This window comes from Streptomyces angustmyceticus (assembly GCF_040701845.1).
GTDB lineage: Bacteria > Actinomycetota > Actinomycetes > Streptomycetales > Streptomycetaceae > Streptomyces > Streptomyces angustmyceticus_A.
Window position 1 is genome coordinate 41,750 of record NZ_JBFBHQ010000004.1, and the last position, 14,230, is coordinate 55,979.

6 protein-coding genes are annotated in these 14,230 nt (G+C 70.7%); 2 read left to right on the forward strand and 4 right to left on the reverse strand.

Annotated features, from left to right (window positions below; translation table 11 throughout):
- The first annotated feature begins 305 nt into the window (after positions 1–305).
- Entirely contained in the window at positions 306–1,331 is a 1,026-nt protein-coding gene (locus tag AB0411_RS11100; protein WP_366416978.1) for a HEAT repeat domain-containing protein, read from the forward strand.
- A 67-nt stretch (positions 1,332–1,398) separates the two neighbouring features.
- Here AB0411_RS11100 and AB0411_RS11105 read toward each other — a convergent pair whose 3' ends face one another.
- The 4 genes from AB0411_RS11105 to AB0411_RS11120 all read right to left on the reverse strand — a co-directional run bounded on the left by AB0411_RS11105 (position 1,399) and on the right by AB0411_RS11120 (position 12,349).
- Positions 1,399–7,893, reverse strand: a complete 6,495-nt coding sequence (locus AB0411_RS11105) for a toxin glutamine deamidase domain-containing protein (protein WP_366417388.1) — start codon at positions 7,891–7,893, stop codon at positions 1,399–1,401.
- 187 nt (positions 7,894–8,080) lie between these two features.
- Entirely contained in the window at positions 8,081–8,461 is a 381-nt protein-coding gene (locus AB0411_RS11110; RefSeq protein ID WP_366416979.1) for a hypothetical protein, read from the reverse strand.
- Between the two features lie 321 nt (positions 8,462–8,782).
- Positions 8,783–10,330: an ABC transporter substrate-binding protein gene (locus AB0411_RS11115; protein ID WP_366416980.1), complete on the reverse strand. Its 1,548-nt coding sequence runs from the start codon at positions 10,328–10,330 to the stop codon at positions 8,783–8,785.
- A 36-nt stretch (positions 10,331–10,366) separates the two neighbouring features.
- Entirely contained in the window at positions 10,367–12,349 is a 1,983-nt protein-coding gene (locus AB0411_RS11120; RefSeq protein ID WP_366416981.1) for a hypothetical protein, read from the reverse strand.
- Positions 12,350–12,884: 535 nt separating this feature from the next.
- On the opposite strand from AB0411_RS11120, the gene AB0411_RS11125 reads away from it, so the two are divergent.
- The gene (locus AB0411_RS11125; protein ID WP_366416982.1) at positions 12,885–13,805 is read left to right on the forward strand and encodes an SDR family oxidoreductase; all 921 of its coding nucleotides are present in this window, start codon (positions 12,885–12,887) and stop codon (positions 13,803–13,805) included.
- The last annotated feature ends 425 nt before the right edge of the window (positions 13,806–14,230 follow it).

Here is a 14,230-nt window from a genome sequence, read left to right on the forward strand (position 1 = left end):
GGGAGCTGGAAAAGAGCGGCGGTTCCGGGTACGGCGATCCCTGGGGAAACATAGGCAGATCCGAGATTCACGGAAAAGGGCGGCCACGACGATTTCCGGCCAGCACGGTGTGCCCGGTACTCGGCCGGGTGCACAAGGGAATCGGGAATCTGCCTCCGTACCCTGCCGCCGGCGCATCCCGGTGATCATGATGCGAGCCATCGGCGCGGCGGGTCAGGAGAGCCGCGGAGCGATCCACGGGATGATAGCGCGCACGGAGCCGCATCCCCGCGGAGGCCCGGCACCTGCTCGGTTAGGGTCGTTGCATGAGTGAGGACATCGCCGCGCTGGTGCGTCAACTGGCAGCCGCGGACCGGGACGAGCGCAGGGCCGCGACGGACCGGCTGGTCGCGCTCGGCGCACCGGTCGTGGAGCACCTGCTGCCGTTGCTCGCCGAGGAGGACGGACCGGGCCGATCGGCGGCGGAGGCGTGCGTGCAGCGCCTCGGTACCGCGGCGATCGAGCCGCTGAGAAGGGTGCGCAGCGAGGGCCCCGGCCACCTGCGGCCGGCCGCGCTCCGCATGCTCGCGAGCGTCGGCGGCGGCGATGCCCTGAGCCCGGCCGACCGGGCGGCCGTCGAGCGGCTCGTACAGGTCAAGCTGCTGGACGAAACGCCCGGAGACCTTCCGTCCGATGCCTGGGTGGCGGTGCCGCGGGCGGAGGTGAAGGACATCCTCCGTGCCCTGGAGCTCCACGACGCACGCCCCGTCACCACGGCCCTGGGTGTCTCCGCGGCCCTGCACCACGAGAATTCACTCGACCATCGCTCGGCCGATGGCACCACCAGTACGGAATACCGCGTGTTCATCACGCCCGAATTCGACGGCTGGCGACTCGTCTACGGTGCGGACTATCTCAACGACAACTGGGCACAGGCCATCGAAAAACTCAGCACCCATTGCCGGGAAGCCCACTTCTACGAGGTGGACGAGTACAACGGCGCGCGGGTGTGGTGGGTGATGGAGAACGGGCAGGACAAGCGTGGCCATCGCACGTACGGCGATCCCGAATGGGTCGGCGAACCCCTGGAGTTCGAACGGGACCTGATGCAGGACGCGGCCGCTCGGGCGAGCGAGGGAGAAGGGGAAGAAGAGGAAGAGGGCGACGCACTCCACGACTCGGAAGAAGCCGAGGAGTACGCCGAAGGCGTCCGCGATCCCGAGGAGGCGGCGTCCTCGATCTCCATTCAGCCGTCGACCGTCGAGGTGCTCGACCGGGTGGGCCATGGCTGGCTCGCGGTGACCAGCCCGGAGGTCGGGCACGGCCGGTTCAGGGGCGCACTGGACATCTGAGAGCCGGGAGCGGCACGGCGCCACCGCCCAGGCAGGGGCGGTGGCGCCGTGCTCGGTCCCGGTCCGGTCACATCAGACTCGGCTGGATCTTCCGCCAGGTCTTGTCGAGGTGGGCGATGTGCCGGTCCATCTCCCGGACCATCGCCTGCTTCTCCTCCGTCGTCGAGGCTTCCTTCCGCTTGTTGTACTCGCGGTCGATGATCTTCTTGAGTTCCTTGCGCGCGTCCGCCTCGCCGAGATTCTGCGCCGCCGCGATCTCCCTGGCGGCACGTTCCGCGGACTTGTCGGAGCGTGCGTTGATGCGGTCGGCGATGTTCTGCTGCACTTCGGCCGCCGTCATCTTGTCGACCTTCTTCTTCTCCGAGGTCTTCTCCGTGTCGAGCTTCTTCTTCGCCGCGACATCGGCCGGGTCGGTGCGATAGGTCGTGCTGTAGTACACCTTCGTGTCGTCGAGTGTCTTGTCCCGCAGGACCGTTGAGCACTTCGCATGGCCCTGCCCCATACCGCAGGGCTCACGCTCCGTGTAGACGGCCTTGGGCGTGTACTTGTTGTCGCCCTGATTGACCCGCTTCAGCCAATCGGCGAGATGCTTTTCCGAGTGCCGGCCGGACACGTACTTCTCGCCCACCGGCACCGAGGAGTCGGTGACATAGTGCGTCCCGCCTCCGGGTGTCGGGCCCTCGACCTCCAGCACGGCGTAATTGCGGTCCGTGAGGTCGGGGCTGTTGTTCTTCAGGCTGGGCGGGATGGGGTCGAGTTTGAGGGTGTTGAGGAGCTTGTCACTGCTCTTCCGGTGCCCTCGCACACCGAGCGATTCATCCGAATTCTTGGCCGCACTGTCCGTGGTGTCCGGCTTGGGGTCGGCCTCGTCCTTCTTGCGGTACGGCTTGTCGACGTTCTCCGGATTCTTGCCCACGCCGTGCTGTTCGTGGAATCCGACGCTCAGCCGGGCCAGGGACGCCACGACCGCGAGCCGCTCACCGCGCTCCAGGTCCTTGTATCCGGGCAGCCGCTGCTCCAGATCACGCTCGGTGAAGGCGCGCGGACCCTTTCCGGCATCGGCCGAAGAGGGAGTGCCGTCGCCGGTCGAGGCCCGCATGACCTCCGCCAGATGACCGTCCTTGGCCCAACTGTCCAGGTGGTCATGGACGTTGTCGAGCGGAACCCGGTGTACGTCGCGGTCCCGCCGGAGCTCGTTCTGCAGCTTGTCCGGCGGAATCCCGTACTCCTTGGCCCCCTCGTCCTCCGCGTCGAGGGTCCGGTCCCCCTTCCGTTCCTGCTCGGAGGTGTCGCTCTCACCACGGTCGTGCGGGTCGGAGTAGGGCGGCTTGCTGTCGACGTCCATCGCGTCGTCGTCGTTGTTGTTGTGCGGCGGCGACGGCGAGTCGTCCAGCTTCAGTGCGGCGAGGCCCTCGTGGTCCGGATCGGTTCGCGGCCTCTTGTGGTTTCCAGTTCCTGACGAGGACCCGGTGCCGGAGCCCGACGGCTGGTTGTCCGTGGGCGGTGGATTGCTGGCCTTCCGCTTCCCACTGGGAGCGTCGGGAGTCGGCTGCTTGGGGCGGCCGTCAGGAGCCGGCTGCTTCGCGCCCCCGTCGGGAGCCGGCGACTTGGGGGTGCCGGTGGGCGGAGACTGCTGCGGACGGCCGTCGCCGGGAGCCCGGTCCGGGCGGTTGCCGACGGGAGTCCGGTCCGGGTGGCCGCCGGGCGTGCCCGGGGGAGTGGTGTCGGGCCGCGGCGGGGTGGGCCGGTTCGGGTCGTTGCCCTGGGGATCAGCCTCACGCGACGGGGTGTCACCGGGGTTCCGGCTGGGCGCGCCGCCCGCAGCTGCCTGGGTGTCGTGACCATGAGACCTCGGCTGTCCACCGGCCCGGCCGTCGGCAGACGGCCCGGAAGAGAGCGAGGTGGACTGCTTGCCGTCACCCGGGTTGGTGTCGTTCCCGGGCGATGCGTGTGGGGTGTCACCAGTCGGCTGCTTGGCGGGGTCGCTCGCATCCGAGGTGTTGTGGTGGTTCTGCGACGGGTCGTTGGCGTCCGGTGAGTTGGACTGCGACGAGTGGGACTGCGACGAGTCGGGTTGTGTCGAGTCGGGCGGTGAGGGGGTGGAGTGCGCGGCGTCCGGCTGCGGAGAGTCGGACTGCGGCGGGTTGGATTGCGAGGGGTCGGACTGTGACGGGTCGGCCTGTGACGGGTCGGCCTGGGTCGATTCGGACTGTGGCGGGTTGGACGGTTCCGAGTCGGACTGCGGGGTGTCGGGCGACTGTTGCACCTCGGGGTGCGGCGAGTCGGACTGCGGTGTGTCAGGCGACTGCTGCGATTCGGGGTGCGGTGCGCTGCCCTGCTGTGCGTCGCCTTGTTGTGCGTCGCCCTGCTGCGTGTCGGCGTGCCGGGTGTCGGCGTGCTGGGTGTCGGACTGGTCCGACGTGGCATGGCCGTCATCCGATGAGCCGGAATCGGCTGCCGGATCCTGCGCGGGATGGAGCGGGTTCCGATCGGCGTCCAGCGGGATGTAGAAGACATCCGTGGCGCCCTTGGTGTTGATCGGCTTCTCGCTCACCTCGCCGCTCTGGGTGTCGACCCACACGATGCGGCCGTCGTGGTTGACGGCGTTGAACGCATGGCCTCCGCCCTCGGCCCAGTTGACCTGCACGATCGCGGACGAGCCGGGGCCGGCCTTCAGGAGGTCGTTGGCGATGGCGGCATGGCCGTCCGGGCTGGTGCCCGCGTACGAGTGCGGCGCACCGGTCCAGTTGATGATGTTCTCGTTGGCATCCGTCTCCGGCGACCAGTGGTCCGGAGTGCCGTCCGCATTGAGGTCCGGCGTACGGGGCGCCGAGACCTGCGGGTTTCCGTACCAGGTCTCCAGGAACGAACGGCTGCAGTCGGCACAGTTGTTGGAACGGCCGGGAACACTCGGACCACCGTCGTTCTGCAACTGGGCCCAGTTCCCGGACGGGTCGGGAAAGCGCTGTGGGGTGCCGTCGTCGTTCCGGGGGATGGCGTCGACGAGTGCCTGCTGATCCGACGGATCCGGGGGCAACAGACCGCCGGGGGCCTGCTGAATACCGGCGCGGATGTCCTCGAGGCCGGGCCGGTCGTCATGCGCGTCGGAATCGGTGTCCGCGTCCGCGTCCGCGTCCGGGTCCGGGGCGGAATCAGAATCGGTGTTCGTGTCCGCGTCGGAGTCAGGGGTCGCGTCAGAGTCCGGATCGGGGTTCTGGCCCTGGTCCTGGTCCTGGTCCGGGTGGGAGTCAGAGCCCGAGTCGGAGTCGGGTTCCGCGTCCGAGTCCGAGTGGGGCTCAGAGTCTGGATCGGAGTCCGAGTCCGAATGCGCGTCGGGCCCGTCTGGATCGGGCTGTGAGTCCGTGTCCGTGCCCGTGTCCTTGTCCGCGTTCGGGTCGGCGTCGGACTTGGCGTCCGTGCTCGGGTCCGACTCGGGCGAGTCCGTGCCGTCGGTGTCGGCATGGTCGCCCTGAGGGCCGTCGCTCTTACCGTCGTTGGCCTTGTCGGCGTCCTCCGTGCTCTTGGCGTCGTTGTCTTTGCCGTCGTCGGGCTGATGGCCGTCCGGCTTGTTGCCGTCTGCCTGGGGGTCGCCCTGGTGCGCGGTGTCGGGTGCCGGCTGGCCCGTGTCGGGCGTGCCGTTTTCCGGGGTCTTCGCGGAGTCCGGGCCGGTGTCGGGCTTCGGCTCGGGACCGTGGTTCTCCGGTCCCTCCTTCGGCGGCGGAGTCTGCGACGGGTGCGGGGCCGGCTCGTTGCCGCGCGGCTGTTCGGTACGGGGCGTGTCGGCGCGCGGAGGCGTGGGCCGGGGACGCGAGGCCTGGTCGGGCGTGCCGGGGCGCTGGCGCGGGGGAGTGGTGCGGGGGTCGCCGTAGGGCGCGGTACGGGGGTCCCGGGCGGGTGTGCTGCGGGGCGGTGTGCCGTTCCCTGCCGGTGTGGAACGCGGGGGCGCGGAGGCGGGCGGAGCACCCGCTGAAGCGTGTGCTCCGGCGGGGGCACTCGGGGTGGGCACCGGGCCGCCGCCCATGGCGACGCCGGGCGTGGCCGTGGCAGCGGCGGGAGTCGGCGCCGGCTGGGAAGGGGACGGATCGCCGCCGGAGTGGGACGTGTTCGGCATTCCGGTGGGGGGCGGCGCGAAGGTGGTCGCGCTGTCCGTGTGCATGGTGACGTCGTTGTCGTCGTGCGCCTGGTGGGGGGTGTGCTGCTGGGGCGCGCCGTACGAGGAAGCGGACGAGGCAGGGGACGACGCCGCATGGGGCATGGCGCCCGAGGGCATACCGACCCGGCCGCCGGTCCCGTTGGTGCCGTTGTCGCCGTTGCCTCCCGATGGCGAGGCGGAGGAGTCCGAGCCGGCGGGGGCGTGGTCCGGTGCGGGCGAAGGGGAGGGGACGTGCGCCTCCGGCCGGCTTCCCGCATCCGGTGAGGGCGAGGGGGACGCGTCCGGGGACGGATCGGGGGACGGGGACGGGGACGACGAGGGCGTCGGCGAGTGCTGGGCCGACTGGTGGGCGTCCGGGCCCGAGTCGCCGGGGCCGGGGGTGCCGTGCTGGATCGGTCCGGAGGTGCTGTCGTCCGCATGGGCGGGCGCGGGGGAAGCGCCGTCGGCGTGGCTGGGCGTGCTGCCGGTGTGGGCGGGCGCGCCGTCGGAGTGAGCGGGCGTATGCGAAGTCCGGCCGTCGTGCTGCGCCCCCGTGTCGGGCGTGGGCGAGCTGTCCGGGTGTGCGGGGTCGGGAGACGCCCCGTGATCCGGTCGCGGTCCTGCGTCCGGCGTGGGCGCACCGTCGCCATGGGACGACTCCGGCGAGGGCGTAGCGTCCGCGTCGGGACGACCACCCGAGTCCGGGGACGGCCCGGCGCTGGAGTCGGACCTGACGCCGGAATCCGACTCCACGCCGGAGTCCGGCCGCCCGCCGGAGTCCGGCCGCGCACCGGCGTCCGGCCCCGAATCCGCCCTGGTGTCGGAGGCGGGAGCCCCATCCGGCCGGCCCCCGGAGTCGGAGGACGGCGCCGTATCGGGTCGGGAAGCCCCGCTGTCGGAGGAGGGGCGCGCGTCGGGGGAGTTCGCGTCGGAGGAGTGGTGCGCGTCGGAGGAAGGGGTGGTCGAATCCGGGGATGCCGACGGCGAGTGCGTCGGCGGCGTGGCGGACGAGGAAGAGGCCGAGGACGAGCCGTGCGAGGGGTCGGCAGAGGAGTCCGACGGCGCGTCGCCGCCGCTCGGCGATCGGTACCCCGCATCGAACGGAGTCAGCCGGTCCGGAGACGGGGAGCCCGCATGCGAAGGCCCGGACTGAGCCCCGCCGTCCGGGGAGTTCCCGCCACCGGATACGGAGTTGTCGTGAGCGCCGGCCGATGAACCCGAGTCGCCGGGAGCGGAGTTCGCCGTGACTCCGGCGCCACCGTGGCCAGTGCTACCGCCAGTACCGCCGCTGTGCGAAGCGCTACCACCGGACGAGCTCTCACCACCCGAAGCACCCCCCGAAGCACCCTCAGGAGAGCCCGAAGCACCCGAAGAGCCCGAGGCCGCCCCGTCACCCGAGGACGACGAAGCATCACCGGACGTAGAAGAGCCACCCGACGACGAATGACCGCCCGAGGAGGAAGGACCACCCGACGACGAATGACCCGCCGAAGAGGAAGAACCACCCGACGACGCGTCCCCAGATCCAGAAGCTCCCGCTCCCGTACCTGTCCCGGATCCCGTCCCCGAACTCTCGCTGCCCGAACCGCCGTTGCTCTGCCCTTCGCCGGCGCCGGCGCCGCCGAGCCCCTTGCCGTGCTTCCCGCTGGACGAGTCCGCGGCGGAATCATGGCCCGAGTCCGTGTCGGAGCCGTGCCCGGCGGCGGACTCCATCCCGTTGCGGACGTGGTGTCCCGCCTTGGCGCCCGCACCGTCACGCAGCGACTCGGCGAAGGTCTGACCGGAGTTCTTGAGCGCGTTGACGCCTTCCTCGGCGCCCTTCTTGACCGTACGGCCGGCGTCGAAGCCGTTCTGCGCGTCGAAGCTCATGTTCACGGACTGCGCGATGACGTCCGAGATCATGGCCTGCAGCGCCGAGACGGCCGGTTCCTTGGCCGTTTCCAGGGCCGCGTCGAGCAGCTGCTTGGCGACCTCTTTGATGATTTTCCGTACGATCGCGCGGGTCGCCGCGGTCGCTGCCGCCGCCGCGACTTCGGACAAACCGAAGGTGAACGGCGCCGCCGCCTGAGCCGCGATGATTTCCGCGGCAAGAATCGCCAACTGGGCGATCACCGCGACTTTCATGCCGATGACGAGTCCGGCCGCGGCGTCCAGCGCGCTGGCGATGGCGTCGGCGGCACTCCGGGCGTCGGCGAAGTAGCCCGAACCTCCCGCGAACTTCTCCCACGTGGTGTGGAAACCGTCGATGGAGTCGCCGGAGTTCTGCGACAGCACATTGCCGGCCGCCTTGACGCCCTCGTGCTGGAGGTTCTCCACCCCGGCCGCGAAATCACGCCACTTCTGGGCGGATTCCATCAACTTGTCCTCGTCCGCCGTGGGCCAGTTGAACCCCAGCATTTCGAGGACCCACTCAAGTGCGTCCGGAAGCATCAACGACACAGCTGGGATTCCCTCGGCTGGCTGGGGTTCGGGTACGTACGGATCAAGGACTGCTCGTTCTTCTCGTTCACCGGGGTCGCGTCATCGAGCCCGGCGAGAAGGGCCCCTCAAGGGGTGTGGGGTGTCGGCCACGCGGCGGGCGCGGCCCGGGGCCTGGCGGTGGACGGGGCGGGCGGTCCTAGACGCTGGGCCGTTTGAGCTGGGCGATCCGCTGGCTCTCCGCTTCTTCGTTCGCCACATGCTGCTTCATCATGGACTCGTTGAAGTTCTCGTCGGCCTCGTGGTTCTTGGCCATGTTGTTCAACCCGCCGCCGATCTCCTTGAGTTTCGCCGCGAGGTGGCCCATCGACTCGTACATGCCGTCCCGCAGGCCCTCGTAGACGACGCCGAATTTCTCCCCCAGGTCGTCGTCGCCCCAAGGCGGCGTGTCCTGGCCTTCGAGGGAGGTCAATGCGCTCTGCAGTGTGTCGACGAGGGACTGGTAGTCCTTGCCGATCCGGTCGAAATCGGTGCCACCCGTACGCAACGACCCGATGTCGGCCTTGAGTCCGTCCCCCATCGAGTTCCCCTTGTTTTGGACGTCGCCGCCGCCACGTCGATACCGAAAAGTTTAACCATCAAAGTTGACGCCGCCTCAAGAGGCCTCCGCGTACGGGTGTGCCCCTCACCCGGTGCGGTGCGGGAGGCGCGCCCACACCGGAACGCTCCGAGCGGCGGGCACACCCGTAGAGACCCCGTAGAGACCCCGGAGCGACCCCGCGGAGGGGCCCGTGTCAATTCAACAGCTCGGCTTCCAGGACGAGAAGGGAGCGGTTCCGGTTGCGCGCAGCCTCACGAAAACGAGGTGCCACTCCTGCACCGCCCCCTTCCAACTCCCCGGTCAGGGCACCAGATACGGCGCTCCCGGGTCCTTGAGGGGCTCGGGCAGTCGGATCACGGGAACCGGTTTGTTGTGCGGCCAGCCTTGGGAGGCGTCGTCGAAGCTGAGCTCTCCGCCGGCCGCGGGGACGGTGCTGGCGTCGTGCAGGTTGGTGATCTCGTTGTAGACGTCCTGGACGTCGGGCGCTTCCTTGCCGGTCTGGCCGGTGACGTTGCGGGTCGCCCAGATCGCCGTCAGCACGGCGTCGTGGTGCATGATCGCGTATCCGTCGTCCATCACCGAGTCGGGGAAGCGCAGGTCCCGCAGGGCTTGGTGGAAGGGCTTGAAGCCGGACGGGGCATGGACGCCGCGCACCCACTGATCGGGGCTGGTCGCGGAGACGTCCAGAATGGTGATCTTGCTGGCCCTGAGCAGCGCCCGTACCTGCTTGCCCTGCGCGAACGCCCCGGTGGCCCCGGTCATCACCGTGATCGGCGTGTCGTGGCCGCACTGGCTGCGGGTGGACAGGGCACGGATGAGATCGGCGAGGTCGCGGTCGCGCCCGGCGTAGAAGATCACTTGCGCCTTGGTCAGGCAGATGTTGTTGACGGCGTTGTAGAAGAGCCGGGGAATGCCCGCGGGCTTGTGGCCGGTGGTGCCGACGAACGAGGCGCGCCGCCGGCCGATGTAGTCGCCGAATTCGTTGTCGAACGCCCTGCGCATGGTCTTGACGTAGTTGTCGTCCCGGCTGTCGAAGACGAGGTAACCGCGGCGCCCGGCCAGCGGGGAGTGGTCGAGGTACCGGCGGAGCGCCTTGGCGTAGTCGACGTTGGACGGCGACACCTTGAACAGGCGTGGCGCGTTGAGGTCGGTGGCGGTCAGGACCGCACCGATCGCGGGGATCTTCCGCCGGCTGAGTTCGGTGGCCGCCGCCTGGGTCTCCGGGATGCTGACCCCCATGCCGGTGACCGCGACCAGGGGATGTTCGCCGTCGACCAGGCCGGCGAGCTGTGCCACCACCGGCTTCCAATGCGTCTCGCTACGGCCCTCATTGGCCAGGACGAGCTGGATCAGCGGGGTCCTGCCCTGGACGCCGGTGGAGCTGGTCGTGGACAGTTCGGGGCAGGCGTTCGCCCGGCACTGCGCGACGAACGCACCCTCCAGGCTGGTGAGGATCTCCTCGATGGGCAGCGCGCTGGTGTCGCTCTCCGTCAACGGCATCAGCACACCGACCTTGACGTAGGGCAGTCGGCTCTTCCCGGAGGCCGGTTTCTCCCACTGGTCGCGGACGCGTCTGTTCTCCTGCGCGATCCGGTCGGTGATGCCTTTGAGGCGCGGGTCGAAGGCGAACGCCTTCTCGTTCGTGAGACCGACGCACTCCCGGTGCGCGCCGGTGCCGTCCCAGTACAGCCCCGGCTGGCCCGCCGCGCAGCTGGTGTCCTCCTCGGCCGACCGGAAGAACCAGATGCCGCCGGCTATCAGCGCCAGCACGAGGGCGAGGGCGGCGACTCCTCGCCACCCCTTCCACCACGGGGGGAGTTCGTCGGCGGGTTGCGGGGGCAGATGCATGGGCCAGCTCCTAGAGGACGGGGTGCTGCAGTGCGCTCACACGTACTTCGCGGCCTCGTGCATGAGCCCGATCCGGCGGGGGACGGAGCGCATGGCAAGGTCCTGGAGCATCGCGTTGATGGTCCGGTTGAGTTCGGGATTCGTGCCGGGCAGCCGGTTGCGCGGGTCGGACGCCAGCCACAGCCCGGTCACCAGCAGGGTCAGGGGGGTGTGCTCGGCGAACGAGCGGGGCGCGAGGTCGGCCGCCAGCTGCTCCAGGCGGAGCGTGGCCGACTGCTCCGGCACCACCGGCTCGCGCAGGGGCGCGGCGGTGATCGTGTAGAGCTCGTACAGCCAGATGTCCGTGTCGGAGAATTCGACCAGACGCCGGGCGAGATGCTCGACGACATCGTCCACCCGGTGCAGCGCCAGCGAGTGGTACAGCACCTCCAGCGGGTGGCCGTGGTGGGCGTGCCAGGTCCGCAGCTGTTCGTGGACGGCCGTCCAGCGGTCCGGGCGGGCGGCCAGCTCCTGCAACAGCAGCAGGCGCAGCCACGGGTGCAGGACGGAGCTGCCGCGCAACGGGTGCGGATGGACGCCTTCCAAATATCCGGAGCCCCGGCCGCCGCGGGTCTCGGCATCCTGGGGGACCGGATCGGTCAGCCATAAGCGGGTGGCGACCACCCGGGCCAGCGAATCGCGGGTGTGCAGCTGGAAGCGGTCGAGCAACCCCGCGTCGCAGGCGGCGTCGAACTCGCGGGCGGCACAGCACTCGACCAGCGCACGGTGCTGGTCATCGGTCAGATCGCGCAGCAGGTACTGCCGCGCCTCCTCCTCCAGCATCGGCCCCTCGTCGGCGCTCTCCGCGGACGGCGTGGTGCTGGAGAGCACCGCGCGCAACAGCGTCTCCGGGTCCTCCCGGCCCACGAGCCGCGCCGAGGCGGTCAGCAGTTGCCGGGTGCTCCACGGATGCCCGTCGGTCAACTGGTGTGCCAGCAGGGGCGCTTCCGGCAGCCGCGCGGCGATGTTCGTGCCGAGCTGGGCGGTCTCGCCGGCGGTCAGGCCGCGCAGCCGGACGCAGTACCAGCGCCAGGAGCGGTTCGGCGGCGGGTCCGGGACGGCCTGCTCCCAGTCGGAGTAACAGGCCTGCTCGGGGGCGCTGACCCGGACGCCCGCCGGTCCGTTCGCGAACATGGCCGGCACCCGGCCGACGTTCGACGCCGCGGCCACGGCCAGCAGCGGATCCGGTGCCCCGTCGGCGTCCCGCAGTTCCATCAGCAGGTCCAGGAACTCGCGGCCCCCGGGGGCGTCGATGTTGTCCAGCAGCACGACACAGTTGCGGTCGCGCTGACGGCGCGCGTACTCGCCGCGCAGATCGGCGAGGAACGCCTCGCACAGCCGCCGGTCCACCGCGGCCCGGTCCGCCGGCTCCTCGCTCTTGCTGAGCTGGTTGAGTTCGACCAGGGCGTCCAGGGCGGCCAACGGGCCGGCGTACCAGGCGAATCCGGTGTGCCGGGTCACCCGCAACGGCATGCTGGGCGGCTGCCGGATGAGGCTGGCCAGCAGGCCGACGCCGGGGATCCGGACCAGGTTGAGGTCCTGCAGCAGCCCGGCGACCGCGGCCACCCGGTCGCCCGCGGGATGCGGCTCCTGGGGCCCGCGCAGCGCCTGCCGCAACTGCTTCTTGGCCCGCTCGGGGTCCGTCGCGTCCAACGACAGCTCGGGGGCCACCACGGCCAGCCCCAGCGTCAGACGCGGGAAGACCAGCGGCGTCTGCCGGGGAAAGCGGTGCGACAGTCCGTACGCCAGCCGGCCGGCGACCTCATGGGGCCTGCGGGGCGCGGCGGACCCGAAATCGAAGTACGCGTGCGGACGCCGCGACCCGAGATAGCCGAGCCAGTTCAGCGTGGTGGTCTTGCCGCTGCCCCGCGGCCCGACGAGCACGATCGTGGGAAGGCCGTGCCCGGCATCGCCGCCCCTGCCGTCCTGCGGACGCGTGCGGCACTCCTCGTACAGGGCCTCGATCCCCCGTATTCCCAACGGACGTTCCGCCACGCTGCTCGGCCCCCCGGTGAAGACAGCGGCTGTCACGACAGCAACTGATGTCGGCAACTGTGATGTCAGCGACGGCAGCTGCCGGCTGATTACAGAAGGTTGGCACGCGTGCGCACAACGTGCCACCGGTTCGCGCAAGCGGTTCGGAGGAGGTGTGGAGGGGGACCGGGGCGGGGAGCCGGGCGTCCGTTCCTGTGCGGTGGGCCGGTGGGCCGGTGGGCCGGTGGGCTGTGGGCTGGTGGGCCGGCGGTTCGACCGGCAGCCCGGCCTTTCGCGGGTGCCCGCCGCCTCGCCCACCGGCGCGCGGCGGCGCCCCGGCGCGCCTACGGTGAAAGGGCAGGGGCCCTGGTTGCCAGGTGCCGGTTGTCGTCGGCCGAGGGCGCGGGGTGCCCGCCCGACCGCTCGTGGTGCGGGTGCCGGAGCCCGCACGACCACTCCCCGGCCGCTCGCCGGGCCGATACGCCGGAGCCCGCCCGACCACTCCCGGACCCCTCGGCGTCAGGAATCACAGGAGGGCGCGATGCCCCACACCACGCCACCGACGCGACCGCGTTCCCCGACCCGCTCGGAGCGGCCGGGCTCCCTGCACGGCCGCACCGCCGTGGTGACCGGGGCGGCACGCGGTCTGGGAAGGGCGACCGCCCGCGAGCTGGCCCGGCGAGGAGCGCGGGTGGCCCTGCTGGGGCGGGAGGAAACGACACTGTGGGAAGTGGCGTCCGCCCTTCCGTCGGAGGCGTACTGCTGGGGCATCGATGTCACCGACGACGACGGCATGGGGCGGGTGGCCCAGGAGGTCCGCGACCGCCTGGGGCCGGTGTCCCTCGTCGTGGCGAACGCGGGGATCGCCGAGGGCGGGCCCTTCGGCGGGTCCGATCCGTACATCTGGCGCCGGGTGATCGAGGTCAATCTGATCGGCAGCTCGATCACCGCCCGCTCCTTTCTTCCGGACCTCCTCGCCACGCACGGCTACTTCCTGCAGATCGCCTCGCTGGCCTCCATCGGGGCCGCGCCCCTGATGAGCGCGTACTGCGCCTCCAAGGCCGGGGTGGAGTCGTTCGCCCACTCGCTGCGTGCCGAACTCGCCCCCGAGGGCGTGGGGGTCGGCATCGTCTATCTGAACTGGACCGACACCGACATGATCAGGGACGCGGACCAGCACCCCGTGCTCCGCGAGCTCCGTGCCCACATGCCTCCGCCCGCGAGGAAGGTCCACTCCGCCGGCTGGGTCGCCGCCCGCCTGGTCACCGCCGCGGAACGCCGTTCGGCCGCCGTCTACGTCCCGGGCTGGCTCCGTGCCGCCCAGGCGGTGCGCGCCGCCCTGCCGGCCGTCGTCACCCGGCTCTCCCGGCGCGAACTGCCCCGACTGGCTGCCCGCACCCCCTTCGAACCGACCGGCCTGCTGGGCGCCGGCGGGCGCGCCGACGAAGCGGGGCGGGGGTAGCCGCAGCCGACGGGCATCCGCAGCGCAATCCGCGTCCACATCGACCGGGCCGCCCGTGAAGCACGAGCCGGTGAAGCCCGGGCCGGGCGAGGCACCGCCACCGAGTCCCGAAGCATCCTCGGGGCCGGACTTCGCAACGCTCATCCCGCGGAACGAAGCCCCGCACTTGGGCAAGGAACCGCGCCCTTCCAGGCGCCGCCCGTCCTCCCCTGAGCGTTTCCGCCCGGAACCGGCCAGTCCTCGGCACGTAACTGGACACCGGAGGAAATACCCGCTGATGCAGAGTTATTACCGCTTAGTATCTGTCACCTGCCGCCATGTCCCGGACAGTGGGCACATGATCACTGCGGCAACGGGGAGCGGGATATCGATGCGCACTTCACTCCGCATGTTCTGAATCGCGGCTGCGATCAGCAGACGGCGCA

What these genes read in the sequence shown, in the direction of transcription:
- AB0411_RS11110 (WP_366416979.1), bottom strand. Translation starts at nt 8,461, where the DNA reads ATGGGGGACGGACTCAAGGCCGACATCGGGTCGTTGCGTACGGGTGGC.
- AB0411_RS11105 (WP_366417388.1), bottom strand. Translation starts at nt 7,893, where the DNA reads ATGCTTCCGGACGCACTTGAGTGGGTCCTCGAAATGCTGGGGTTCAAC.
- AB0411_RS11125 (WP_366416982.1), top strand. Translation starts at nt 12,885, where the DNA reads ATGCCCCACACCACGCCACCGACGCGACCGCGTTCCCCGACCCGCTCG.
- AB0411_RS11100 (WP_366416978.1), top strand. Translation starts at nt 306, where the DNA reads ATGAGTGAGGACATCGCCGCGCTGGTGCGTCAACTGGCAGCCGCGGAC.
- AB0411_RS11115 (WP_366416980.1), bottom strand. Translation starts at nt 10,330, where the DNA reads ATGCATCTGCCCCCGCAACCCGCCGACGAACTCCCCCCGTGGTGGAAG.